The following is a 26,850-nucleotide window of genomic DNA, read 5'->3' on the forward strand; positions in this document are numbered from 1 at the left end:
GAATGAAATTTCTAGAATAGCAACTACACATTAAATGTTCAAAAAATAACGAATAATTTAATGTGTAGTGTGCTTAAAGTTGTAACGTAAACGTAAAGTAACTCCAAAATATACAAGAAAAGTTGATTTTGGAGTATTTTTTGTTTCCTTCGCTTTTTTTCGGCACTCTGCATCTAGACGGTAAATCCGTTGACCACGGCAAGGCTTTATCAATATCTTCTTTTTTATTTTTTTAATGACTTTATTGTTTTTTATACAACTTTATCCCGCATTAACGGGCAGTAAGACCCCTACCTCAAAATTCAGCGAAAGCAAAGTCCAGCTCCAACGTCCTGTGATTCTGAGCGAGCCGCTTCCGCTTTTCTAAAGAAGTTAGGTCAAGGGTCAACTGTCCGTAAAAGCCAGATTCGTGAGGGCTAATAATTAGTGGGGGATGAAGAAAATCCGCACTGATTAAAATTTCACTTTATATAGCAACTAATCAATCTCACCAACATAAACAGGCCCTGACTCATTACCGGCATGAAAGTCTTGAATCATTTTCAATAATAATTGCTCCAGCTCTCACTCTAATATGGTAATTCATTAGTTATATCCCACCTTTTGAAAAATGTACCATATTATTTTGCAGTATTTTTAAGGTTTTTTGTTCGATTTTAGTTGAGTATTACATTTAGTGTTGCAGCTGCTTTCGGCCATCCAACGTAAAAGGCTAGATGTGTTACTAGAGAGATGATTTCTTGCTCAGTCATTCCGTTCTTTTCAGCTAATTGTAGATGAAATGGTAGTTGTTCCGTATTGCCGATGCTAATTAAAGCAGAAAGTGTAATGAGACTTCTTTCTTTTGCTGTTAAAGTAGGGTCTCTCCATACTTTTTCAAATAACACGTTTTCACTATAATCAACAAAGTCGGGAGCGATATCTCTCATTTTCTGTGAAATATTGAGTTCGATACGATTATTCATGATTCTTCTCCTTCATTGTAACCATTTGGGCTATTCCTTGACCAAATGACCAGTTTTCAGCAGGTGTTTCGTTTAGTGTAATAAAAATATCGGTTGCAGGAATATGTAAATGGTTATAAAAAGATTCTGAGATAGATTGATATAAATTCTTTTTTTGATCTATTGTTCTCCCAGGCCCACATGTAATGGAAACATGTATCATTTTATCTGTTCGCTTTCTCCCCGTTTCTAAGAGATAGTATGGGTTATAAAAGAATTGATGAGATGGATAGGGTAAAAACATTTGAAAGTAATCATCTTTTGGAATTTGAAAATGCTCCATTAATGCAAGATGAATACTATGACTTACCTTTTTCAACTCTTCTTTATGCAATTGACCGTCTGAATAATAAACAGTAACAAATGGCATACATTCACTCCCTTTCGTATGGATTTATTTTACTCCTACCATTTCAATTTTGATAATTGAAAAAATATCATATAATTATCAATAAAACCGATAGAGATTAGGTGTAAAAATGGAAATAAAAGAGATGAAAACATTCAAAATGATTGTTCAGGAAGGAACGTTTTCACTTGCGGCCAAAAAATTGAACTACGCTCAATCAACTGTAACAACACATATAAAAAAACTAGAGAAGGAACTTGGATTCCTTTTATTTGAACGAGGATGGGATGCAAAGTTAACAGATGAAGGTGCATTATTTGCAGAAGAAGTAGATCATTTGCTAATGCATTGGGAGTATTCAATATCTCAAGCGCAACGTATAAGCAATGAGGAGAAGGGAACGATAAGAATCGGTCTATTAGACTCACTTGCAGAAAAATTGATTCCGCCACTATTAAAATATTTAAATGAGGAGAAACCATATATACATTGTGATTTTGTTGTAGGGAATACAGCGCTTTTATCACAAATGATAGATCAAAATAAGATTGATTTTGCAGTTTGTGGAAACAATAAAAATATTGCTAATGTGAGCTTCACTCCACTTTGTAAGGAAGAAATACAATTTATTGTTAATAATCCTCATCACCCGCTATTGCAAAAACAGTCAGTGGGAATATCTGATATTATTGATTATCCTATTTTAATAGGAGAGAATAGTTGTTATTATTATCAATCTGTGAATGCTTTCTTATCGGAAAACAACGTATCCTTTAAAAAAGTCTATAATTGTAGTGCACTACACCTTATTCCACAAATGATTTTTGGAGAGATGATAGGTATTATTCCTAAGGGAACTAATTTAAAAGAAGAAAATATATCGTTTAAGGTTAAAGGATTTGATCCTAAAATGCCGATAGGATTATGCATTTCTTCTAAAAAAAGAGACTATTTGAGTCATACGAAACAACAGTTGATGAAGAAAATTAAATTGTTGTTTTAAATCATTATTGTATCTAGAAATCTTGAAAAGCCCCTTTCGAAATCAGAAGGGGCTTTGTGTTACACTTATAACTCTCTTAAAAAACGAATGAACTTCTTTAAGCCTTGCGGTTGCTGTTTTCGGCGTTTAATTACAAAATCAATTTTGACTATTTCATGTATTTCTTCATAACGAATTGCTTCTGTCTTTGTCCGGCTATACGCAACATTAGCAGGTATAATCGTAATCCCAAGTCCACCATGAGCAGCTTGCATAATAGCCTCAAGTGAATCGAATTCCATTATCGTATTCTGATTAAAGTCATTTTTATTACAGTAATCTAATAGTTGTTGTCTATATATACAATTTGAATCACTATTTACGAGTAAAGTTTGGTTTTCGATCGGAGTGTCTTTTGATGAAATGAGAATCATATTTTCAAAATAACTGTACACAGTTTTCAGTTGTGATTCATTATACGTACCGTTTAAAAAAATCCCATCAAGTTCCCCGTATAAAAGCATTTCTTGTAACTTTGCGTTATCAGTCGTTCTGATTTTCACATCAATATTTTTATGTGCTTCTAAAAAAGAAGAGAATAGCTGAGGCACTTTCACAGCGGAAATGGTTTGAGATGCTCCTAGTGTTAAAGATTCTCTCCATTTCTGAGGGTTTATTTTGGATTTCGCTTCATTCATTAAAAATAGAATTTGATTTGTGTAATCTAATAAAACTTTTCCTTCTTCCGTTAAGGTGACGCCTCTGTTATTACGCTTTAATAGTTTTACGCCAAGTTCATCTTCTAAATTTTTGATTCGCTGGCTTATATTCGGTTGTACATATCCTAGCTTTTCAGCAGCTCTGGATATAGATTGTAGCTCTGCAACATGTTTAAAAATCCATAAGTCATGGCTCTCCAAGAATCGATCCCTCCACATAGATATCATTTAAAATGATACCTGCTTCATTATTCAGTATTATACTCCTCAAATGAATGAAGATAAAATGAAATAAAATCAGACCAAGTGAGGAGATTGTAAAATGGATATAAAAGATAAAGTAGTTATTATAACAGGCGGTGGTACTGGTATTGGAAAGGCTGCTGCTTTGAAGTTAGCGAGTTTAGGAGCAAAAGTTGTGGTGAATTATAGTCGTTCGGAAAAAGAAGCGCTAGAAACGATTCATAAGATTCAAGAGCGAGACGGAACGGCAATCGCCATTAAAGCTAATGTAGCAAAAAAAGAAGAAGTAGAGAATATGGTTTCTCAAACTGTTAACCTCTTTGGAACAGTCGATTGTTTAGTAAACAATGCGAGTATAACAGCTCAAATACCGATGAATGACTTAGGGTCTGTAACTGATGAAGTGTGGGATGACCTTTTTAGCGTAAACGTGAAAGGGATGTTTCATTGTATAAAAGCTGTTGTTCCTTATATGAAGAAGCAAAAAGCAGGTGCTGTCGTGAATATGGGGAGTGTTGCCGGGATAACGGGACTTGGATCATCCGTGCCGTATGCTGCAACAAAATCAGCCATTCATACAATGACAAAATCACTAGCAATTGCATTAGCACCTGATATTAGAGTAAATAGTATTTCTCCTGGTGCAGTCGATACATGCTGGTGGGCAGGGAATGAGGAAAAGATGTACCAGCTGGCAGGAAATCTGCCACTTCAGAGAATTTCAACACCAGATGATATTGCAGAGGCGATTCTTTTTCAATTAACCCAGGAATCTATTACAGGACAGATATTTACAATTGATAATGGACAGACGCTTTAGTATTACGTGGCATTATGCAGTAAGATTATCAGCTTACTAGAAAGTTGTATTCATTTTATCCCGCATTAACGGGCAGTAATACTCCCACCTCAAAATTTGGCGGGAGCAAAGAAGTTAGGTGGGAGATAAACTGCCCGTAAAAGCCCGATTGGTGAGGGCTAATAATCAGTGGAGGATGAAGAAAACCCCACTGATTAAAGTTTCACTTTATATAATTAGAAGAGGATACTATGTCCGATATGAGGACATAGTATCCTCTTTTTTGCAAGCACCACATCGCTATCAAGCTAATGTTGATTTGAAATAAAATCGCGATGTTTTGAAAAAAGTTGTGAAGCTTTACCCTTTTGGATACTTTTGTCTGAAGGTGTGTTTTTATGACTAAAAGAAAAAGAACATCTGAATAATAGGTAGTGTTTTTGTGTAATTAAAGCACTGCTTTTTCTTTTAGCTATGAAAGCATGATTCATGCAGTGATTGTTGATATATATTGTTTTAGGTTTGTTATAATTTAACAATTGAGATTTTTTTGAAAACAAGGAAAATAATATTGTTATATACGAAAAAAATCATTATAATACTACTTATTGATAAGATAGTTATTTTTATAGAGTAAAATGTGATAAAAGAGGCCATCTATCGAAATAATTATCTGAATTTTTTTATTATAAAAAATATTTTGGTGTATCCCAGAATAGCGTAGAAGGATAAGATCAAAAGCACAACCCTGGAATGGAGATTGGCTTTCATAAAAGTCATCTATTATTCAACGGAATCTATGTGGAATAGATTTAATTTTATTGTATGGTTGTGAGAAATGAATAGCTCTATAGCAGCAATGTTGCAATTTTATCTTCAATTGATGGGGGAGTATTTATGAACAGTATACTGAAAAAGTGGAATCAAGTGAGTCTAGTAAAACAAATCATTGTAGGGTTGATTATCGGTATTATTCTATCTGTGACAATCCCAGAAGTAGCAAAACCTGTTGTCATTTTAGGTACTTTATTTGTAGGTGCTTTGAAAGCGATTGCGCCTGTGCTGGTACTTTTCTTAGTTATGTCGGCCATCGCACAACACAAGAGTGGTCAACAAACGAATATGAAGTCCATTATCTTCCTATACCTTTTAGGAACATTTTTAGCTGGATTAATCGCCGTTGTTGTAAGTTTTATTTTTCCTGTAACTTTAACACTTGCAAAGGGTGCTGAAGGTGTGACTGCTCCTGGTGGTATTGTAGAGGTTCTCAAATCTTTACTGCTGAACATTGTTGATAACCCAGTTAAAGCAATTTATAATGCGAACTATATCGGTATTTTAGCTTGGGCGACACTCCTTGGTTTGGCTTTACGAAATGCCTCTGATACGACAAAAACGATGATTTCAAATTTTTCAGATGCTGTATCTAAAATGGTTACATGGATTATTAAGCTTGCGCCATTAGGAATCATGGGTCTAGTAGTGGATTCTATTACTACAAATGGAATTGAATCATTACTAAGCTATGGGAAATTACTTGCTGTTTTGATTGGTTGTATGTTCTTTGTAGCACTGATTGTCAATCCAATCATTGTGTTCGCATTTATACGTCAAAATCCTTATCCGCTTGTTTTTAAGTGCTTAAAGGAAAGTGGTATTACAGCATTCTTTACACGTAGCTCAGCTGCGAATATTCCTGTAAATATGAGATTATGTGAAAATCTAGGTTTGAATAAGGATAGTTATTCAGTATCCATCCCATTAGGCGCAACGATCAATATGGGTGGTGCCGCTGTTACGATTTCTGTTTTGACACTTGCAGCAGTTCATACACTTGGTATTCAAGTAGACTTTCCTACAGCAATCATCCTCAGCGTACTGTCAGCTGTATGTGCGTGTGGTGCTTCAGGGGTTGCTGGTGGATCTTTATTACTGATTCCTCTAGCATGCAGCTTATTTGGAATCTCACCTGATATTGCTATGCAGGTAGTTGGAGTAGGCTTTATTATAGGTGTTTTACAAGACTCTTTTGAAACGGCACTTAACTCATCCACAGACGTACTTTTCACAGCAACAGCTGAATTTAAAGAGTGGCGTAAAGAAGGGAAAAAAATAAATATTCGCAAAGTATCATAAAGAAGAAATCTAGTTCTGGTACAAATGTGATTTTTTAGAAGCATAGAACATCAATAACATGTTTAGCTATGGATCGGTAATATGCATTACAACTAAATATATAATTCAACATAAAAGACAGTGAGCAACGAGCTCCTGTCTTTTATGTTGAAAATTCGAGTCGTAGTTAAAGAAATCTTTACTCACAGTTACAAAAGGATGAGGTTAATTTTTTGTAAAATTTGTCGAAAATACATTCTTTATAAAGAACATTTTGTTATGATAGTACATGCTGAGAGAATATAAAATTAGGGGAGGAAGATGGGTGTGAAGAAAGTAGTAAGTATTGTTTTGTCATTCATACTGCTGATTTCATTTACTGGCACGATCGTAAAAGCGGATGAAAATGCTCCGTTATCAGTGGCTAGTGCGATTCAACTGTTTAAGCAGCAAGGAAAAAGTAAAGGGGTAGTGGAAGGGTATATTGTTGGATATACACAAAGTCCTTCTAATTACACGAAGGATCCAGCGAAGTTTGGAGATACGAATGTTGCGATTGCAGATTCTCCAAATGAGACAGATCCTGAGAAAATTATGCCTGTTCAGTTGCCAAAAGGTGACGTGAGAACGGCAGTGAATGTAAAAGATCATCCTGAAAATGTTGGGAAGAAAGTTCAATTAACAGGGACACTTGAATTATATTTTAGTAGTCCTGGTTTAAAATCAGTGATAGCATATAAGTTTCAAGGGGAAACAGAAAACCGTGTGAGCGATGTGACTGCATCACCAAATGGTGGAGAAATTGAAAAAGGGACAGCAGTTACATTAACAACAAATACAGAGGGAGCAACGATCTACTATACATTAGATGGATCAGTCCCAACAGATAAAAGTATTCGTTATAATGAACCGATTGTATTAGACGAAAACAGTGTTATGAAGGCAATTGCAGTGAAGGAAGGTCTTACATCTTCATCGGTTTCAACATTTTCTTTTACAGTTGTAAAAAGTGAGCAAGTCCGTATTCATGATATTCAAGGGAAATCTCATATTTCTCCTTATGATGGGAAGAAAGTACGAAATGTAGAAGGGGTTGTAACAGCGTTAGATAAGTACGGTTTTTACATGGAAGAACCGCAGCCTGACGAAGACCCAGCAACTTCAGAAGGAATTTATGTCTATAAGAAAGATGCGAGTGTTGCAGTAGGAGATCTTGTTCAAGTGGATGGAGAAGTGGAAGAATTCATTGGACCTGGATATGCTGAGAAATTTGAAACAGATTTAGCAATTACAGAAATTAAAGCAAGCCGCGCCCTAGTAAAAGCAAAGAATCAACAATTGCCACCTGCTGTTGTGTTAGGTGAAAACGGCGTAAAGATACCAGATCAGATCATTGATAATGATGCATTTGGCGTATTCGATCCAAATGAAGATGCAATTGATTTTTATGAAAGTGTAGAAGGTATGCGTGTGACAATGCAAACTCCAAAAATTATTGCACCGCAAAAAAATGGAAATCTATATGTAACAGTTGCAAATGGTAGTGACAAAGTCGTAACGAAATATGGGACGCCGCTATTAGATGAAAACCAACTAAATCCAGAGCGTCTTTCTCTAAAAGTATCTCGCGATTATGTAGCGAAAGTTGGAGATCAGTTTACTGGAGATATCACAGGTGTAGTTGGATATGACTACGGTGCGTATCGCATTTCACCGACGACAGAGTTACCATCCGTAACAGATGGTGGATTTAAACAAGTGGGTGCAAATATTCAACCACGCCTTGGAAAGTTAACAGTAGCAACATACAACATCGAAAACTTCTCAGCGAATAAAAAAGAAACATCTGATGAGAAGGTAAAAGCACTTGCTTATTCCATCAAATATAATTTGAAAATGCCAGATATTATTGGTGTGCAAGAAATGCAGGATAACAATGGGGCAGTCAATGATGGAACAACAGATGCTTCTTTAAGTGCAAAACGTATCATTGATGCAGTACAAGAAATTCGCGGGCCAAAGTATGAATATGTAGAAGTTGCTCCTGGGAACAATCAAGACGGGGGAGCACCAGGAGCGAACATTCGCGTTGGTTTCTTCTACAATCCATCACGTGTAAAATTAGCAGCTAAGCCACAGTTATTAGAAACAAATCCAACGCGTATTGGACAAGAAAATCCATTATTTGAAAGTACTCGTAAACCGTTAGCTGCTGAGTTTACATTCCAAGGACAAAATATTGTCGTTGTTTCCAATCACTTAAATTCAAAAATTGGGGATGCGACGCCGTTTGGAAAAATTCAGCCGCTCGTATTAAAGAGTGAAGAGAAGCGAATTCAGCTTGCTAAGGAAGTGAACAGCTTTGTAAAAGGCATTCAAAATCGAGATGCAAATGCACCAGTTGTAGTAGTTGGGGATATGAACGACTTTGAATTCTCAAAACCACTGCAAGCATTAAAAGGTGATGTAATGAAAGATATGTTAGAAACGGTTTCGAAAAAAAATCGTTACACATATATTCATGATGGAAACGCACAAGTATTAGACCACATTTTAGTAACAAATAACATTGCACCGCATACGGTTGTAGATCCGGTACATTTAAATTCAAACATTATGAAGGAACATGGCCGTGTAAGCGATCATGATCCAGTACTGGCGCAAATTGATTTGAAAAAAGCTTCATAAAAAATATCCCTTGGCAACGTTGCCAAGGGATATTTGTATTACATACCAATTGATTTTTGAATCGACTTTTTACAGCGCATTCTTCTTTGCAGTCTACGCATATATTTTTTTTGATCTTTATATACACCTTTTATATACATAAATAAACTAATTCCTAAAAATAGTATGCATTGTACGACTAAAATATAAGGTGACATTCCTTGGAGAGGCTGTTTTGGATCATATAAATGAATAGGTGCGCCACCAATCGTAGGGAATACGACATTTAAAATCACATATGGCAATGAGCTTATCGCAAAAGGAAATAGAATTGCCATATAGTCTTTTTTTGACCATATTGATGCAGAGAGACCGAGTACTGCCATCAGAGCAGCAAATAAAAAATTTATCCCAATATATAGGGAGATATAAGTGATGGGAGAAGAGAAGTATAATGATGCAAACATACTATTGTCCTTTATCATACCCAAGGTGGGCGTAGGACTACCATCTGGGATTGTCAGCTTACAAAACAACAATGAAAATACAAATGGGAGAATATAAAGAAGACCCCCGATTAGGAAGGTAACGATATATTTCGTACATACATAAGGAAAAAAGGAAATCTCTTTACTTACAAATGATTTGAATTTATCAGCTTTATCAAAGTTATAACTTGTACTAAAAGGGAGTGCTGCTAGTACGGGCATTAACAGTAAATACACATCCATTTCATTATCGCGAAAGCCAATCCATTTATAAGCTGTTGTGAAAAGCTCGTCAGGTTCGCCTCCTAAATATTGAATGATGTAGTAATAATGATAAATTGAAACAAGAATGAACCAACTAAATAAGAGAGTAAGAGAAATCTTATTGAAAAAGGCTTGTTTTATATGTAAACGAAGTGCACGTATCATGATTGAACTAGCCCCCACTATTTGTAATAAATATGTCTATGTTCTATATTACTATCAAATGTAAAAAAATTCTTGTTTTTTCATTGAGAATTTAAAAAAGAGGGGAAGTTTGTATTGTGATATAAACTTCGGGGGCTCTTATTTCTCCTTGCCCTAAAAATAAATGATCCATTTAAATTCCTTTTTTAACTTGTTTGTTTTCTATTCTCCATTCATCGTTCTTCTTAATTTCTAAAACGATATTCATCCCGCTAGATTCTTTGTAAAGGACATACCCATGATCTAACTTGATATATATCGCAGGCTCTCCTACGCACTGTTTCGCACAAGATTTGTTGATTAATTCAATTAATGATAATTCGCTACGATCAGTTTTACTGAAGTTAATCAAGGTATCCATATTGGTTTTACGGAACCCTTGCAAATCTACACCAAAGCTCTTTTCCATATCTGCAGTAATAGTAGGATTGATTGCTTCAACTACATTCTTTTTTTCTAAAAGAAATCCGTTTCCATAAAGGAATTTCACATATCCAACCCATACAATTAAAAACAGCATAAGAAATAAACTAGCAATTTTGATTTGCCGCAGGCGTTTACTCACTAGCGTTTCTGAACGCTTCATCCAGCTTAATCCTCCTTACATTTTTGTTTAAACTTATGCTTGTCTACATATATTTAGAAGCAAGCTGATGAAGTAATGGGAAGCTGAATCAATCTGTACAAAACAAACCTTTTTATCGTTCAAGTTTTTGTTGATACACTATGACAATGGTATAATGTATTGCGTATGCATCGATTGGAATTTTTTATATTGGCAATAAATAAAAAGAGAACTTGTAATGAACGGGAAACCGTGATAATATCAAAAATGTACTAATTGACTATATTATCCAAATGGTCATTTTGGAGGTGGAGATGTGGCGATTGATAGAAAACGTTCTATTATTGAAGCTGCAACAAAATCCTTTTCAGCATTTGGTTATAAAGCAACAACAATGGATCAAGTTGCAAAATTAGCGAATGTTGGAAAGGGAACAATTTATACTTTTTTCAAAAATAAAGAAGAATTGTTTGGAGAAATTATTTCTAACTTAATTACAGAAATGAAACAAGTTGCAAAAGATGCAATTCGTCCAGATGTTTCATTTTTTGAAAATGTACATAAAGCATTATATCGTATTTTAGAATTCAGAAAAGAACATCAATTGATGATTAAACTCATTCAAGAAGAAAGAGATATGGGTACGAAAGAAGTACAAGAGGGTATGCAGCAAGTGGAGACTGAGATTGTATCCGTTATTCAATCTTATTTAGAAGTTGCGATTGAAAAGGGTGAGATTAGTAAATGTGACCCGGAAATTACAGCATTTATTATGCTTCGTTTATACGTATCCCTTATTTTTGATTGGGAAAAAAATCATGAACCATTAGATAAAGAGCGAATTGCAGAACTGTTTGAACTTTATTTATTAAAAGGATTGTCAAATTAAGATAATCCTTTTATTATAGTTAAATATGACTAAATGAACAAAATGGTCAATAATGTATAAATCCGAATTAAAAAATGAACATCAAACCATTCTTTTTAGATGGGAGAGAGCATCCGGCCATGCATAGAAGCGGTCAGTGCCTTTTTTAGCCCCATGCCAAGTGAGAACAAAAGGAGAAAGCGAGTGGAGGTCTTCTTTTATTTTCATAGCCGCGACTTAGGTGTTTGAAAATCAAAATGGATATATACGTCGGAAAAACAAGTTGGATATATATAAGAGGGGAGGGATATGAGGTTGTGAAAAGATAATGTTTTATTTGTTTACATTGACCGAATGGATTAAATAGTCATATGAAATAAAAAGGTGCATAGTATAGAGAGAAGATTATGAGAGTTAGGTAATATGTATAACAGGATATAACCTTTTTATTTGCTTCGAAATGACTAATTGAACATTATGGTCATATTTAAAAGGAGGGGAAATCATGAGAGGATTTACGTTGCTTGGCAAGGAATTTACAGAGATTATAAAGAGCAAAAAAGTCTTAATACCGATTATAGCCGTTTTATTTGTACCACTTTTATATGCGGGCATGTTTTTATGGGCGTTTTGGGATCCATATGAACAGTTAGATGATTTACCAGTTGCGGTAGTCAATCTCGATAAAGGGGCAGTCTTTGATGGGAAACCAATTGAAGTTGGGAATGGATTAGTCGATAAGTTAAAGGATAATAAAAATTTTAAATGGGAGTTTGTGAGTGAAAAAGAAGCAAAAGAAGGGATGGAAAATCGAAAATATTATATGTTGGTGCGAGTTCCAGAGAACTTCTCAGATCATGCAACAACGCTGCTCAAAGAAAATCCCAAACCATTAAACTTAGAATATATTCCAAATGAAAGCTTAAACTTCTTATCTTCACAAATCGGCGGAACTGCGATTGAAAAAATTAAAGGTGAAGTTTCCAATACGTTAACAAAAACGTATGCAGAGAAAATGTTTGATTCTATTAAAGATGTTTCACAAGGATTTGCTGATGCAAAGGATGGAGCAAATAAGCTACATGACGGAGCTGGGGAGTTGCAAGACGGTTCTGGAAAAGTAACAGATGGCTTGTATACGTTGCAAGGGAAGTCTAGTGAGATGATAGAAGGGATCCATAAATTAAAAGGTGGTTCAAGTCAAGTTAGTAATGGTTTGAGTGTATTAGTAAATAAATCAGGTGAGCTGCAAGGCGGAATTGGTAAACTAGTGGATGGATCTGGTCAATTATATGAAGGGCTAAATAATCTAGCAGGTAAATCTATTCAATTTAATGATGGTTTAAAACGTGCTTCAGGTGGATCTGGTGAGTTGCAAAAAGGTACTACCGACCTTTCAAGTGGAATGAAACAACTTGGTAGTGCACAAGGACAATTGGAACAAGGAGCAAAAAAAATTCAAACAGGATTACAAGATTTAAATAATCAATTGCAAAATGCTACAGCAGGATTGTCAGATATGAAAACTAACATGCCAGCTGAATTGAAACAAGCAACTGAACAAATTACTGGATCGGTGGAAAAAGTAAATCAATTAAATGAAGTTGCCCAGTTAAATGCAGGTGATGCGAATAAAGCAGTACAAGATGTAGTTGCTTTAAAAGAGCAAATTGAAAAGTTACCTAAGGAATCTCAAGATAAGTTAAAGCCATTTATAACAAATGTTGAAAATAGCACAGCTACTGTGCAAAAGAAATCAGCTGGAGTAGCAGGTGCAACCGCTAAACTTGAAGGAGAGGTATCACAGTTAACGGTCAAAGTAAAGGAAACGGCAAACGGCTTACAAACGAAATTACCGAACCCTGAGAATCTTAACGCTTTAGCTAGTGGTGTTGAACAATTAACAAAAGGGCAAAATGAGTTTGTCGTTAATTTTCAAGAGTTTGGTAAAGGGTTAGATGGGGCTAAATCTGGAGCAGAGAAATTAGCAACTGGAAGTCAGCAACTAAATGATGGTATAAATCAATTAGCTGAAAATGGTCCGAAACTAGTGAGTGGAGTAAGTGAATTAGCGAATGGAGCGGGTAAACTAAATGGAGGTATAAATCAATTATCAGATGGATCCGGTCAATTAGTAGCAGGTGTGAACAAGTTAGCAAACGGTTCAGATCAAGTAACAGGCGGCTTAAATCAATTATCAGATGGCTCTAGCCAATTAATCGACGGAGTAAACAAATTAGCAGATGGTTCTGGCAAAGTAACAGACGGTTTAGTCAAAGTAAATGACGGAACTGGTGAACTCGCTGAAAAATTAGGAGAAGGTGCAGAAAAAACGAGTGAAGTAAAAGGAACAGATAAAACATACGACATGTTTGCAGATCCAGTGAAAGTGCAAACGGAGAAGATGTCAGAAGTTCCTAACTATGGAACAGGATTTACACCATACTTTTTATCTCTTGGTCTATTCGTTGGAGCACTTCTTTTATCGATTGTGTTCCCATTACGTGAGACAGTTGGTAGACCAAAATCAGGATTTAGCTGGTTTATTAGTAAGTTCGGTGTACTACTTGCAGTAGGAGTAATTCAAGCGCTTGTGGCAGATGCTGTACTATTATTAGGATTAGGTATTGAAGTACAAAGTGTGGCATATTTCGTATTGTTTAGTATTCTGACAAGTATATCGTTTATCGCGTTAATTCAGTTCTTAGTAACTACCTTCAGCGACGCTGGACGTTTTATCGCGATTTTAACATTAATTCTACAATTAACAACAAGTGCGGGTACATTCCCACTTGAGTTAATTCCAAAACCATTACAAGTATTTAATGCATGGTTACCAATGACATATTCTGTGTCCGGATTTAAAGCAGTTGTATCAAGTGGAGATTTCGGGTTTATGTGGCAAAATGCAGGTATATTGATGATATTTATTGTTGTGTTATCGCTTGGAACAATTGGTTCGTTGACTTGGATGCATAAGCGGCAATATGGAAATCTGACTGAAGCAGAATATAGTCAGGGAGTTTGAGGTCAATCATAGAAATAAGAGGAACAGTCCTTCACTTAATTTTTTCATCAAGTGAAGGACTGTTTTATATTTTACGTAAAAAGGTGAATAGTTCCATTAAACTTTCTAAATAGAATAATTCACTTTATACTTATGATAAAAATAGAATGGCCTATAAGGTTTTGAGCAAAAGGATATTGAATTTTATTTATAAAAGGTTGATTTCTTAGAAGTTGTAATATAGGAAATGTGAAATTGACATAGTAAGCAATCGGATATGGAGATGAAATGATGAAAAAGACGATTTTGGATATAGCGCAAATAGCGGGGGTTGCAAAGAGTACGGTTTCCCGTTATTTGAATGGAGGATCTGTCAGCGATGCGACCAAACGAAAAATTGAACGTGCAATTCAAGATACAGGATATGTTCCGAATACATTTGCTCAAAGTTTAAAGGCGAAGAAAACGAATATTATTGGTACAATCGTCCCGCGTTTGGATTCTTATGCGTCATCGCTCACATTAATCGGTATTGATGAACAGTTAAGAGAGCTGAATTATCAAATGTTAATATCGAATTCCAATCAAGATTTGGAACGAGAAATTGAAAATATTTATACATTGGCTAATCAAAAAGTCGCGGGGATTATTTTATTGGCTGCACAAGTTACTGATCAGCATATCGAGGCGTTTCGTAAAATTGATATACCAGTGATGCTTGTTGGACAGCAGCATCAAGAGGTGTATAGCTTTATTCATGATGATTATGGAGCAGCCTATGACATAGGGCAATATATCTTGGCGAGAGGGCATAAAAAAATTAGTTATTTAGGTGTAACAGAGCACGATATTGCAGTTGGTATAAAGCGAAAGCAAGGCTTCAAACGAGCAGTAGAAGAAGCTGCTGGATGTGAAGTGAAATATTACGAAACAAGTTTTAAAATTGAAGATGCAATTGAAAAAGCCTCTGAAATTATTGAAGAATTTCGTCCATCTGCTTTAGTGTGTGCAACAGATAATATCGCGCTCGGTGCACTAAAAGCAGCCTATATGAAAGGGTTGCGAGTACCTAAAGATTTGTCTATTACTGGATTTGGGGGGTATCAAGTAACAGGAGTGATTCACCCCGCTGTAACAACTGTGAAATTTTATTATAAAGAAGCTGGACAAAATGCAGCTCGAAATATTGTAAAACTCGTAAATGAAGAAGCAGTAGAAAAAATTTCGGTATCACAATACGAAATAATTGAAAGAGAAAGCGTTGACAATATATAAACGTGAGCATATAATCTAATTGAAACCGGTTCCAATGACTGGTTTTAATTAGGGTTATTTTTGGAACCGGTTCCAAAAATAAAAATAATAAAGGGGGAGCATTATGAACTACAATCAAATTGCAAAAGAAATTTTAGAAGCAATTGGTGGTAAAGAGAATGTATCGGCAGCGGCACACTGTGCAACCCGTTTACGTTTAGTTCTACATGATGAGGGGAAAGTGGATCAAAAGAAACTTGATTGTATGGATGAGGTGAAGGGGACTTTCTCTACGGGAGGACAGTTTCAAGTTATTATCGGTTCAGGAACTGTGAACGAAGTGTATAAAGAATTTGCAAGATTGACAGAGATTTCTGGGATGTCTACAACAGACGTGAAAGCTGCTGGGACGAAAAAGTTGAATCCACTTCAGCGGTTTGTCAAAATGCTTTCTGATATTTTTGTTCCTATTATTCCGGCTATTGTAGCGGGCGGATTATTAATGGGGATTAATAATTTATTAACAGCAAAAGACTTATTTATTGCAGGAAAATCATTAGTAGAAGCAAATCCTCAAATTACAGATTTAGCAGCTCTTATTAATACATTCGCAAATGCAGCATTCGTATTCTTACCAATTTTAATAGGTTTCTCGGCAACACAACGGTTTGGCGGGAATCCTTATCTTGGGGCAGCTCTTGGTATGTTAATGGTCCATCCAGATTTACTGAACGGTTATGAATATGGGGCAGCTTTATTGGCTGACAAAGTACCCGCTTGGCATATACTAGGTTTTAGTATTGAGAAAGTAGGGTATCAAGGCACTGTATTACCAGTTCTCGTGGCATCATTTATTTTAGCGAAAATAGAAACATATTTAAGAAGAGTTATTCCAACGGCACTTGATAACCTTCTGACGCCTTTATTAACGATTTTTGTTACAGGTTTACTAACATTTACGGTAGTAGGGCCCATTACACGTTCTGCAGGTAATTTGTTAACAGATGGAATTGTTTGGTTATATGATACAGTTGGATTTATTGGTGGCGGTATTTTTGGATTACTGTATGCACCAATTGTTATTACAGGTATGCACCATAGTTTTATTGCAGTGGAAACACAATTACTTGCTGATGTTGCAAAAACAGGTGGTTCATTCATATTTGTAATTGCGGCAATGTCTAACGTTGCTCAAGGCGCAGCAACTCTTGCAGTCTCTTTAGTTACACGAGATAACAAAGTGAAAGGAGTTGCCTCAGCAGCAGGGATTTCTGCCCTCTTAGGTATTACAGAACCAGCGATGTTTGGTGTTAATTTAAAATTAAGATATCCGTTTATAGGAGCGATTATTGGTGCGGGAACTGCATCTGCCTTTGTAACCTTTTATAAGGTAAAAGCGATTGCATTAGGAGCTGCTGGATTGCCTGGTATTATTTCCATTAGACCAGATAGTATTATCCCGTATGTAATTGGAATGGTGATTTCTTTTATAGTGGCTTTTGGTGTAACACTTCTTTTAGCAAAACGAGCAAAAAAGCGGGGAATGGACTCTTCTCAAAAAGATGCAGCTTAATTTATTGTAATGAATAGAGGAGAATGATAAGGTTCTTCTTTGTTCATTAAGGGAGTTTGATGGAAATGATATGGACAAAAGAACAACGTTATCGTCGGATTGAAGAAGTAAGCGACGAAGAAATGCAAAGTTTAAAAGAAAGAGTAAACGATTGTTTGTGGAGACAAACATTTCATATACAGCCTGAAACAGGTCTACTGAATGATCCAAATGGGTTTTCTTATTATAATGGTGAATATCATTTATTTTATCAGTGGTTTCCGCTTGGACCTGTGCACGGTTTAAAGTATTGGTATCATACGAAATCAACAGATCTTGTTCATTGGAAAAATGTTGGTATAGGGATTAAACCGACAAATGATTACGATAGTCATGGCGCTTATTCGGGAAGTGCAATTGAGCATGAAGGGAAGTTGTATTTACTTTATACGGGTAATACTCGTGATGAAAATTGGATAAGAAAGCCATATCAATGTATTGCTGTTATGGATGAAGCAGGGGAAATTACAAAGTTAGAACAGCCTGTTATTGATAAGGTACCAGATGAATATACAGATCATTTTCGGGATCCGAAGGTCTTTAAAAAAGATGAGATATTTTATACAGTTATTGGGGCACAGCGGAAAAATGGGACAGGGTGTGTTGTAGTGTATTCTTCTCCTGACTTGTTACATTGGCAGTGCGAAGGGGAAATACAAACGGATTTAAATCACTTCGGTTATATGTGGGAATGCCCAGATTATTTTGAAGTAGAGGATAGAGGCATCCTATTATTTTCTCCACAAGGTTTAAACGCTAAAGGAGATCATTATGAAAATATTTTTCAATCTGGTTATATTCTTGGAGACAAGTTAGATATAAAACAAATGTTTATGTCACACGGCTCCTTTCATGAATTAGACAGAGGGTTTGATTTTTATGCCCCGCAAACAACAGTTGATCCAGAGGGCAGACGTATTGTAGTTGGATGGATGGGGTTACCAGAAATAAATTATCCAACTGATAAAAATGGTTGGGCGCATTGTTTGACATTACCAAGGGAATTACTTGTTCGTGGAGATAAACTTATTCAGCGTCCAATCAAAGAATTGCAAGTACTTCGTAAAAGGGAGTATAAAATAAAGGATAGAATATGTAGCGAACAGAAAATGTACAAAGGATTTACAGGGAAATCATATGAAATGATTTGTGAATTTGAAAATAACAATGCAGATGAATATGGAATTATAGTGAGAGCAAGTGAAAATGAGGGAACAATCGTTAAGTATGATGCTGTTCAGAAAAAAGTTATATTAGACCGTGCACATTCAGGCGAAGCAGTAGGAGAGGCTTATGGGACACAGAGGAAGTGTTCAATAGAATCACAAACAATTAAATTTCATGTATTTGTAGATGTATCTTCTGTTGAAATCTTTATAAATGATGGGGAAGAAGTATTTACTAGCCGGATTTTCCCGAGAGCTGATAGTACTGCAATTCGTTTCTTTGCTAATAAAGGAAGTGTAATGCTCCAAGCAACAAGATGGGATTATGAATAAAAGAAGAGGTGAAGTGTATGAAGCGATTATATGCGATTGGGGAAGTTTTAATTGATTTCATTCCTGTTCAAAAGGGAATGTTTTTAAAAGATGTGGGAGAGTTTCAAAGAGTTCCAGGGGGAGCGCCTGCAAATGTAGCAGCTGCTGTCGCAAAATACGGAGGAAATGCATCTATAATTACCCAATTGGGTTTTGATGCATTCGGCGACTTCCTTTTAGAACAATTGCAGCAAGTAGGTGTAAATACAGAAAAGGTTACGAGAACGAGCGAAGCGAATACAGGTCTTGCTTTCGTCTCATTACGTGAAGATGGTGAACGTGATTTTTCATTTTATCGTAATCCTTCTGCAGACCTATTGTTTAGTGAAAATGAAATAGATGAAGAATGGTTTGAAGAAGGGGATATTCTTCATTTTTGCTCTGTTGATTTAGTAGAAAGTCCGATGAAATATGCACATGTGAAAGCAATCCGTTCTGCTAAAACAAAAGGAGCGATTATTAGTTTTGATCCCAATGTGCGGCTACCGCTTTGGAAACATGCAGAAGATTGTAGAAAGACGATTATAGAATTTATACCAAGTGCACATATCATAAAAATTTCAGATGAAGAATTAACATTTATTACAGGGATTTGTAATACGAAAGAAGCGATTGCATCTTTATTTATAGGGGATGTAAAAGCTGTAATTTATACAAAAGGATCCCACGGTGCGGAATTATATATGAAGAATAAACAGTATGAGTTAGCTGGATATCATGTAGTAGTACAGGATACAACAGGTGCAGGGGATGCATTCATTGGTGGGTGTTTGTATAAATTATTAGAGAAAGAAGTAAAACAACACAATGTAGAAGAGATACTTCATATGCATTGGCAGGAGATACTAGCATTCGCCAATGCTAGTGGGGCCCTTACTACGACAGGAAAAGGAGCGATGTCTTCTATTCCAACGAAAGAAGGGATTAATGAGTTGATTCAAACTTCACTTTATAAAGTATAAAAAAGAGTCGTATGTATCATTACGGCTCTTTTTTGCATGAAAGATAAAGAAAGAGAAAGTGACTTAATTGTATTCTGTAGTATTACAGTTTCTAATCATATACTATATAATTTACTCATTGAACTACCCCCACCTTCACTTCAGCAATGAGCGACAGTCAAGTGAAATTCAGAGATACGATCATTAGAAATTTTTTTGATGCAAATGGTAAGTTAAAAGCAATTCCTGGTCAAAAGAAGAAAAAGTTAGTGATATTCGAGTACCTTATAAGTAAATTAAATCCTGAACAACAATATACAGAAAAAGAAGGAAATGCATTTATAAAACAGCATCATGAAGATTTTTGTACGATTAGAAGAGAATTCATCATTCATGGATTTATGGATCGGAATGAAAGTATGTATAGTATAAATCCAAAGCAAGAATGGAAGAAGTGGGAAGAGTTATAAGGAAAGAACTATTAATAAAAAGAACCGCTGTGAATAATTTCTATTAACAACGGTTCTCTTAGGCATAATAAGTAAAGAAAGGTCATCTTTTATTTTAGAATAATACTCTGTTCCAAGCGTTCTTTCTGATGAAGATGGTGTGAAAAGTGCATAAAAATCAATTGAAACCACTCTCCAGCGTTTAGATATCCAAGTCCTGGATGTTCCACTTTATAATTGTTTGAAATCGAAGGGAGTTTTGACTCGATTTCTTTCATTTTCTCAATGAGTTGTAACAACTCTTGTTTAATAATTTCTTTATCTGTTGGATTTTCAGGTGCGTATCCAGGCCGATTTGGCAATTTGATTTGTATCGGGGGAAAAGCGCCAGCACTATATACTTTTTCACCCATATCTGTTTTTTTACCATCTATAGCTGCAGAATCAGTTGTACACTTTTCAATGGCATCTAATTGCATATTTGAAGCTGCAAGTAAGTGATTATACATTTGTCCAAGAGACCATTCGTCTTCGGCCAGTTTTCTTCTAAACTGTTCAAGGGAGTATTTTTCTAATTCGTTAATATAGTATGTTGCTAAACTTTCAAATTTCTCTAAAATGACATTTGGATTCATAGAATTAGCTCCTTTTCTTTTATAAAATGTAGTTCTTAAAGATCACTATAAACGAGCAATGTTGACACCATTATGTCAGCAGGGAAAGAAAAAATTACATTTGTAGCATTTTCTTTGCTTCTTCTCGAATTTTCTTCGACAGAATAGTCGGTTCTAACACTTTTACTTGGCTTCCCCAGCTCAATATCCAAGAAAATACTTCATCTATATTTCTTGATTTCAAAAATACATGAAAGCCATCATCTTTTTGTTGGTAGGAATCTATATAAAAATAACGGGATTCGATAACTTTGTGAGAGACGGCAGAATGAAATAGTAAATGAATCGTAGTGGTTCGGGTATTCACTGGTTGATAATCTGGTAAGTAGAAATCTTCAGGTTTAGCAAAGAATTTCTGTTCCTTTTGTAAATCGCTCATACGATCTAAACGAAAATGACGTATTTGTTGCCGCAGAAGGCAATGAGAAACAATGTACCAAATTCCTGAAATATTGACTAAGCCATAAGGATTCACGGTACGCTTTGTTTGATCAGCTTGATTCGGTTTACGATAAGAAAAAGAAACGCATTGCTGTTTTTGAATGGCTACTTGCAATAGAAAAAGATGTTTTTCTAACTGTTCTTGTTCTGATTTTTGATGAAAAAAAGCATTAGAGAGGAAGCGAAAAGTTCCTTTTAGCTCTTTGACTTTTTTCTGTTGTTCAGGGGGAAGGATTACTTCTAGTTTCTCTTTAGCAGATTTTGCATGTGTAGCATAGCCCGAATCAAGGTTTTGTTGGACATAATCGCTCCCTAATAGAAGGGTTACCGCTTCTTCAGGATTGAATTGAATAGGCGGTAAAAAATAACCTTCCATTAAAGAATAACCTCGTCCTGGCATCGAAAATATAGGGACACCAGATTCACTCAGTGCTTGCATATCACGGTATATCGTTCTCTTACAGGTTTCAAATTTTTCCGCTAAGCTTTTGGCCGTAACAAGTTGTTTTCTCTGCAATTCTATGAGAATAGCAAGTAAACGATCGGTCCGATTCATTATGTATCACCCTTATTTACGTAATAATAATCTGTACAATGGAGTGTTCGAAAGATACAATTCCTTCTCCTGCATATACAGACTTTTTCCTATGTATAATATTAATATAGTAAAATCATGCGAACCCATATTGCAGTTTCCAATAATATACTATATAATCTACTTAAGAAAACGTTTTCATACAAAGGGGGAGAATTTCGTGTCAACGATCGAGGACGTGGCGAAATTAGCGGGGTTATCAAGAACAACGGTTTCTCGGGTGATTAACAACCATCCGTATGTATCAGACGAGAAGAAAAAGAGGGTCCAATTGGCGATGAAGCATTTAGGCTTCGTTCCTAATTCTGCAGCAAGACGGCTTAGAAAACAAAAAACAGAAACAATTGCGGTGCTTGTTCCAAGGATTACAAATCCTTTTTTCAGTAGATTTATTGAAGCAATTGAGATTGCTGCTTCTGAACATAAATATAAACTGATTATTTGTCAAACAAGATACTTACCGGAAAAAGAGATGGAATACTTACAACTGTTATCAACAAAACAAGTTGATGGTATTATTTTATGTTCACTTGAGAATCCATGGGAGAATGTAGAGCCATATTTACAGCACGGTCCAATCGTGTTATGTAATGAATATATTGAAGAAGCCAATATTCCAACGGTTAAATTTGATCATGCACAAGGAGCTTATATCGCTGCGAAGCATGTGTTAGAACAAGGGTATCGCAATCTTATTTTTTGCCGCGGGAATGAAACGAAAATAGTGAGTCAACAAAGAAAAATGGGCTTTTTACGTGCAATCACTGAGAAGAGCAAAGAAGTAGAAGCAATTGACTTTCTTGAAAACGCTTTCTCTTGGGAAGATGGCAAAAGAATGTTCCATGAAGTATTAAAGGACAAAAAAAATCCTACCGCTATTTTGGCAGGAGGCGATGAAGTCGCAGCTGGAATTATCGCAGAAGCGAAACGCCATGGCTGGAGCATTCCTGATGATTTAGCTGTAGTTGGCTTCGATAATCAAATTTTATCACAGATTACAGAGCCTGGTATTACAACAATTGAACAGCCAATTGATGAAATGGCTCGAAAAGTTGTTGATTTAATGATGGATAAAATCCATACGAAAAATTATAGAAAAAAAGAATTGTATGAGTTTGAACTAGAGCTTTTAGTCAAAGGTTCAACGATGAAGAATACGATGTTACTAGCCTAGTAGACGATGTCTGCTAGGTTTTTCTTATGTTTAAAAACTACTATTCTTCGTGAACGCAATCGTCACATTTATTATGATATGCTTCGTGTTGCTCATCAATTTCCTTCCCGCAGTGCGCACAAGTTTTTGTTGGCAAATTTCTGAAAAATTCCATTGGTTGATCGATCATGTAAATCCCTCCATTTCCATTTCTTAGTATCATTGTATTAGTACAAATAACGAATGTCAACAACTGTTTTATAACAAAAGTGAAAAATAATGAAAAAGTTTAGGAAATGGATTATAGTTAACAATGTAGAGTGTAAGTAAAAATCTTTCTCATTAGAGGAGGAATACTACATTTCTATTGGTTGTTAGAAAGGATGGATACATATGAAAATGACTGTTGTTGGCTTTTGGGGTGGCTTTCCAGAAGCGGGAGAAGCAACGTCGGGGTATTTATTTGAACACGATGGTTTTCGTTTACTTGTTGACTGTGGTAGTGGTGTACTAGCACAGCTTCAAAAATATATAACACCGTCTGATATAGATGCAGTTCTGTTGTCACATTATCATCACGATCATGTTGCAGATATTGGGGTATTGCAATATGCAAGGTTAATTACAAGTGCGACAAAAGGACAATTACCACCATTGCCAATCTATGGGCATGGCTTTGATGTGCAAGGATTCGCTGCTTTAACACATGAACCGCATACGAAAGGGGTTGTGTACAATCCGGAAGACACACTTCAAATTGGACCATTCTCGATTTCATTTTTAAAGACAGTTCATCCGGTTATATGCTATGCGATGCGTATTACGGCGGGAGATCAGATGATCGTATATAGCGCTGATTCCAGCTACATTCCTGAATTCATTCCATTTACAAAAGACGCGGATTTATTTATTTGTGAGTGCAATATGTATGCACATCAGGAAGCTGCAAAAGCAGGGCATATGAATAGTACAGAAGTGGCGAATATTGCAAAGGAAGCAAATGTAAAGGAACTTCTTTTAACGCATTTGCCGCATGCAGGAAACACATCTGATTTAGTAGAAGAAGCAAAACAAATTTTTAGTGGCCCTATTGTGCTTGCGCATAGCGGTTACGTTTGGAATTCATGAGGTGATTACATGTTATTTATTGATAATAAAGGGATTACAGATCCTACAATTAATTTAGCAATTGAAGAATACTGTGTGAAAAATTTAGATATTAATGAAACGTACCTACTGTTCTACATTAATGAGCCTTCCATTATCATTGGAAAAAACCAAAATACAGCCGAAGAAATCAATGCTGATTATGTAAAGGAAAAAGGGATTCATGTTGTACGTCGCTTATCAGGTGGCGGCGCTGTATATCACGATTTAGGAAACTTAAACTTCAGCTTTATTACGAAAGATGATGGCGATAGTTTTCATAACTTCAAAAAATTCACAGAGCCTGTTACAAAAGCGCTGGGGAAATTAGGTGTAAATGCAGAATTAAGCGGTCGTAATGACATTTTAGCTGAAGGACGAAAAATTTCAGGTAACGCACAGTTCTCAACGAAAGGTCGTATGTTTAGTCACGGTACATTACTATTTGATTCTGAAATTGATCATGTTGTATCTGCACTGAAAGTAAAAATGAACAAGATTCAATCAAAAGGAATTAAGTCAATCCGTAGCCGCGTAGCGAATATTACGGAATTTTTAAATGAAAAAATGACGACAGAGGAGTTTAGACAACTGCTTCTTGAGACAATTTTCGAAGGAGAAACAGAAATTCCAACATACGAGCTAACAGAAGAGGATTGGAAAGAAATCTACAAAATTTCGGAAGAGCGCTACCGTAATTGGGATTGGAACTACGGTAAATCTCCTAAATTCAACTTACAACATTCACACCGTTTCCCAGTTGGACAAGTTGATGTTCGCCTAGAGGTAACAAAGGGAACAGTAACTGAATGTAAAGTATACGGTGATTTCTTCGGCGTTCTAGATGTTCATGATATTGAAGAGCGTTTAACAGGTGTTCAGTTTGATAAGGACGCTTTTGCCGCGGCTTTAGAAGATGTGGATGTAAAACGCTATTTTGGTAATATAACAAAAGAAGATTTCTTAGCGCTATTCTTTTAATTGGTAAAAACAGTCATATTTTTCGTATGACTGTTTTTTATTTTGTTGCAAAAAAGCGCATAAAAACAATGAATAGAGTCTCTCATTGAAAAATGAATGAATGCTCATTTATATGCAAGTATTTGAATGTTACTTGCTACTTGAATTTTCTTTTAATATAATGTATTTAGAATTTTTAAATTTTCTAAATTTTATAAAGGTGGGGTTTGTGTGAATCTCGTTCAATCTTTGGCTGAAACAGCAAAACAGAAAGGAGAGAAACCAGCGTATATATTTATGGACCAGTCGGTCTCGTATGACCAATTAAACGAAATGGTCACGAGGTTTTCTAGTAATTTAGCAAAAATGGGCATTGGAAAAGGGGACAATGTTGCATTAGTTGTTGGTAATTCACCGCATTTCTTAGTTGGTTTATATGGAACGATGAAAGCTGGAGCAACTGTCATTCCAATTAATCCAATTTATACAGCAGATGAAATGCATTATATTTTGCAAAATGGAGATGTAAAAACAATCATCACACTCGACGTCCTTCTACCTGTTATACAATCTCTTACAACAAGACTTCCTTCTCTCGAATATATCATCATATGCGAAACCTCATCAGATTTCAATCATACAGAAACCGAAAAAATGAAAACGTTTACTAGTCTTATAGGAAGTGGCGACCTATCATATGAAGGGCCTGCGTTAGATGAAGAAGATGTAGCTGTTATTTTGTACACTTCTGGAACAACAGGAAAGCCAAAAGGGGCTATGTTAACACATAAAAACTTATATAGTAATGCCAGTGATGTAGCGGCGTATTTACAATATACTGCGGACGACCGTATTATTGCGGCACTTCCTATGTTCCATGTATTTTGTTTAACAGTTGCAGTGAATGCACCAATTGTGAACGGGGCGACGATTTTAATGTTACCAAAGTTTAGTCCGAAAGAAGTATTTCGAATTTCTCGTACATATAAGCCAACTATATTTGCGGGCGTACCAACGATGTATAATTATCTATATTTATATGAAGAAGCAAGCGCAGACGATGTTCAGACGCTGCGTCTCTGTATTTCAGGCGGAGCTTCGATGCCGGTTGCGCTTCTGAAAAACTTTGAAAATCGCTTTAATGTTATTGTTTCAGAAGGATATGGGCTATCAGAGGCTTCGCCAGTAACTTGTTTTAACCCGCTAGATCGCCCACGTAAACCAGGATCAATTGGAACGAATATTTGGCATGTAGAAAATAAAATTGTGAATGAGCTTGGGGAAGAAGTACCTGTAGGCGAAGTTGGTGAATTAATTGTTCGCGGTCCGAATGTAATGAAAGGTTACTATAATGCACCTGAAGACACAGCGGCAGTGCTTCGCGATGGCTGGCTGTATACAGGAGACTTAGCGAGAATGGATGAGGAAGGTTATTTCTATATTGTTGATCGTAAAAAAGATATTGTACTTGTCGGCGGTTATAACGTATATCCTCGTGAAGTAGAAGAAGTACTATATCAACATGAAGCGGTTGCGGAAGTTGTTGCGATTGGTGTTCCAGATGAAAACTTAGGAGAAGCTGTACGCGCCTATGTTGTTCTGAAGAATGAGGCGGTAACAGAAGAAGAGTTAATGCATTACTGCTCTTTACACCTTGCAAAATATAAGGTGCCAAAGAGCATCGAGTTTTTGGAGGAACTGCCGAAAAATACGACAGGTAAATTACTGAGAAGAGCGCTTCGGGAAAAGGCGTTAAAGGTGTAATTGTAGGTTTGGAATGAAGTTTGATCAAAAATAAAATAGAAACCTGTAT

The 26,850-nt window shown here is 35.8% G+C and carries 23 protein-coding genes; 15 read left to right on the forward strand and 8 right to left on the reverse strand.

Annotation, left to right across the window (positions count from 1 at the left end):
• Nucleotides 1–656 precede the first annotated feature (656 nt).
• Together KFD70_RS07445 and KFD70_RS07450 are read right to left on the reverse strand one after the other, a co-directional pair.
• Entirely contained in the window at nt 657–965 is a 309-nt protein-coding gene (locus tag KFD70_RS07445) for a carboxymuconolactone decarboxylase family protein (RefSeq protein ID WP_336450897.1), read from the reverse strand.
• Nucleotides 958–1,374: a tautomerase family protein gene (locus tag KFD70_RS07450; protein ID WP_336450898.1), complete on the reverse strand. Its 417-nt coding sequence runs from the start codon at nt 1,372–1,374 to the stop codon at nt 958–960. Before KFD70_RS07450 ends, KFD70_RS07445 begins: the two co-directional genes overlap by 8 nt.
• Nucleotides 1,375–1,483: 109 nt before the next feature.
• Between KFD70_RS07450 and KFD70_RS07455 the strand changes: the two genes are divergently transcribed.
• Nucleotides 1,484–2,356: a LysR family transcriptional regulator gene (locus tag KFD70_RS07455; protein ID WP_336450899.1), complete on the forward strand. Its 873-nt coding sequence runs from the start codon at nt 1,484–1,486 to the stop codon at nt 2,354–2,356.
• Between the two features lie 65 nt (nt 2,357–2,421).
• Here KFD70_RS07455 and KFD70_RS07460 read toward each other — a convergent pair whose 3' ends face one another.
• Nucleotides 2,422–3,255, reverse strand: a complete 834-nt coding sequence (locus KFD70_RS07460) for a LysR family transcriptional regulator (protein ID WP_336450900.1) — start codon at nt 3,253–3,255, stop codon at nt 2,422–2,424.
• A gap of 121 nt (nt 3,256–3,376) precedes the next feature.
• Between KFD70_RS07460 and KFD70_RS07465 the strand changes: the two genes are divergently transcribed.
• The 3 genes from KFD70_RS07465 (at nt 3,377) to KFD70_RS07475 (ending at nt 8,899) form a co-directional block, all read left to right on the forward strand.
• Nucleotides 3,377–4,117: an SDR family NAD(P)-dependent oxidoreductase gene (locus KFD70_RS07465; RefSeq protein WP_336450901.1), complete on the forward strand. Its 741-nt coding sequence runs from the start codon at nt 3,377–3,379 to the stop codon at nt 4,115–4,117.
• An 876-nt stretch (nt 4,118–4,993) separates the two neighbouring features.
• On the forward strand, nt 4,994–6,232 hold the full coding sequence (sstT, locus tag KFD70_RS07470) for a serine/threonine transporter SstT (RefSeq protein WP_336450902.1): 1,239 nt from the start codon (nt 4,994–4,996) through the stop codon (nt 6,230–6,232).
• A 300-nt stretch (nt 6,233–6,532) separates the two neighbouring features.
• Complete coding sequence (locus KFD70_RS07475) at nt 6,533–8,899, forward strand: DUF6359 domain-containing protein (RefSeq protein WP_336450903.1); 2,367 nt, start codon at nt 6,533–6,535, stop codon at nt 8,897–8,899.
• Nucleotides 8,900–8,937: 38 nt separating this feature from the next.
• On the opposite strand, the gene KFD70_RS07480 is transcribed toward KFD70_RS07475, so the two are convergent.
• Both KFD70_RS07480 and KFD70_RS07485 read right to left on the reverse strand, forming a co-directional pair.
• Nucleotides 8,938–9,795, reverse strand: coding sequence for a hypothetical protein (locus KFD70_RS07480; RefSeq protein ID WP_336450904.1), 858 nt, complete (start codon nt 9,793–9,795; stop codon nt 8,938–8,940).
• A 172-nt stretch (nt 9,796–9,967) separates the two neighbouring features.
• The gene (locus KFD70_RS07485; RefSeq protein WP_336450905.1) at nt 9,968–10,420 is read right to left on the reverse strand and encodes a hypothetical protein; all 453 of its coding nucleotides are present in this window, start codon (nt 10,418–10,420) and stop codon (nt 9,968–9,970) included.
• A 295-nt stretch (nt 10,421–10,715) separates the two neighbouring features.
• Here KFD70_RS07485 and KFD70_RS07490 point away from each other — a divergent pair, with 295 nt between their 5' ends.
• The 7 genes from KFD70_RS07490 to KFD70_RS07520 all read left to right on the forward strand — a co-directional run bounded on the left by KFD70_RS07490 (nt 10,716) and on the right by KFD70_RS07520 (nt 20,089).
• The gene (locus tag KFD70_RS07490; protein WP_336450906.1) at nt 10,716–11,288 is read left to right on the forward strand and encodes a TetR/AcrR family transcriptional regulator; all 573 of its coding nucleotides are present in this window, start codon (nt 10,716–10,718) and stop codon (nt 11,286–11,288) included.
• Between the two features lie 484 nt (nt 11,289–11,772).
• The gene (locus tag KFD70_RS07495; protein WP_336450907.1) at nt 11,773–14,295 is read left to right on the forward strand and encodes a YhgE/Pip family protein; all 2,523 of its coding nucleotides are present in this window, start codon (nt 11,773–11,775) and stop codon (nt 14,293–14,295) included.
• A 270-nt stretch (nt 14,296–14,565) separates the two neighbouring features.
• On the forward strand, nt 14,566–15,549 hold the full coding sequence (locus tag KFD70_RS07500) for a LacI family DNA-binding transcriptional regulator (protein WP_336450908.1): 984 nt from the start codon (nt 14,566–14,568) through the stop codon (nt 15,547–15,549).
• Nucleotides 15,550–15,652: 103 nt separating this feature from the next.
• Nucleotides 15,653–17,101, forward strand: coding sequence for a sucrose-specific PTS transporter subunit IIBC (locus KFD70_RS07505; RefSeq protein ID WP_336450909.1), 1,449 nt, complete (start codon nt 15,653–15,655; stop codon nt 17,099–17,101).
• Between the two features lie 65 nt (nt 17,102–17,166).
• Nucleotides 17,167–18,639, forward strand: coding sequence for a glycoside hydrolase family 32 protein (locus KFD70_RS07510; RefSeq protein WP_336450910.1), 1,473 nt, complete (start codon nt 17,167–17,169; stop codon nt 18,637–18,639).
• 17 nt (nt 18,640–18,656) lie between these two features.
• Nucleotides 18,657–19,640 carry a carbohydrate kinase family protein gene (locus KFD70_RS07515; RefSeq protein ID WP_336450911.1) on the forward strand — a complete coding sequence of 328 codons (984 nt, stop codon included), beginning with the start codon at nt 18,657–18,659 and terminating at the stop codon, nt 19,638–19,640.
• Nucleotides 19,641–19,786: 146 nt separating this feature from the next.
• Entirely contained in the window at nt 19,787–20,089 is a 303-nt protein-coding gene (locus tag KFD70_RS07520) for a DUF2087 domain-containing protein (RefSeq protein WP_431613084.1), read from the forward strand.
• Nucleotides 20,090–20,178: 89 nt separating this feature from the next.
• Here KFD70_RS07520 and KFD70_RS07525 read toward each other — a convergent pair whose 3' ends face one another.
• Together KFD70_RS07525 and KFD70_RS07530 are read right to left on the reverse strand one after the other, a co-directional pair.
• Complete coding sequence (locus KFD70_RS07525; RefSeq protein ID WP_336450913.1) at nt 20,179–20,703, reverse strand: DinB family protein; 525 nt, start codon at nt 20,701–20,703, stop codon at nt 20,179–20,181.
• A 94-nt stretch (nt 20,704–20,797) separates the two neighbouring features.
• Entirely contained in the window at nt 20,798–21,739 is a 942-nt protein-coding gene (locus tag KFD70_RS07530; RefSeq protein ID WP_336450914.1) for a helix-turn-helix transcriptional regulator, read from the reverse strand.
• A 199-nt stretch (nt 21,740–21,938) separates the two neighbouring features.
• On the opposite strand from KFD70_RS07530, the gene KFD70_RS07535 reads away from it, so the two are divergent.
• The gene (locus tag KFD70_RS07535) at nt 21,939–22,952 is read left to right on the forward strand and encodes a LacI family DNA-binding transcriptional regulator (RefSeq protein WP_336450915.1); all 1,014 of its coding nucleotides are present in this window, start codon (nt 21,939–21,941) and stop codon (nt 22,950–22,952) included.
• A 40-nt stretch (nt 22,953–22,992) separates the two neighbouring features.
• Here KFD70_RS07535 and yhfH read toward each other — a convergent pair whose 3' ends face one another.
• Nucleotides 22,993–23,121, reverse strand: coding sequence for a protein YhfH (gene yhfH, locus KFD70_RS07540; protein WP_000567010.1), 129 nt, complete (start codon nt 23,119–23,121; stop codon nt 22,993–22,995).
• Nucleotides 23,122–23,324: 203 nt separating this feature from the next.
• Here yhfH and KFD70_RS07545 point away from each other — a divergent pair, with 203 nt between their 5' ends.
• From KFD70_RS07545 to KFD70_RS07555, 3 genes are all read left to right on the forward strand, one after another.
• A complete protein-coding gene (locus KFD70_RS07545) occupies nt 23,325–24,059 on the forward strand; it encodes an MBL fold metallo-hydrolase (RefSeq protein ID WP_431613085.1) in 735 nt (244 codons plus the stop codon).
• A 9-nt stretch (nt 24,060–24,068) separates the two neighbouring features.
• Nucleotides 24,069–25,058, forward strand: coding sequence for a lipoate--protein ligase (gene lplA / locus KFD70_RS07550; RefSeq protein ID WP_431613086.1), 990 nt, complete (start codon nt 24,069–24,071; stop codon nt 25,056–25,058).
• Between the two features lie 210 nt (nt 25,059–25,268).
• Complete coding sequence (locus tag KFD70_RS07555; RefSeq protein WP_336450918.1) at nt 25,269–26,801, forward strand: fatty acid--CoA ligase family protein; 1,533 nt, start codon at nt 25,269–25,271, stop codon at nt 26,799–26,801.
• Nucleotides 26,802–26,850: the final 49 nt, after the last annotated feature.

Origin of the sequence: Bacillus pfraonensis (genome assembly GCF_050768835.1) — a bacterium.
GTDB classification, from domain to species: domain Bacteria; phylum Bacillota; class Bacilli; order Bacillales; family Bacillaceae_G; genus Bacillus_A; species Bacillus_A pfraonensis.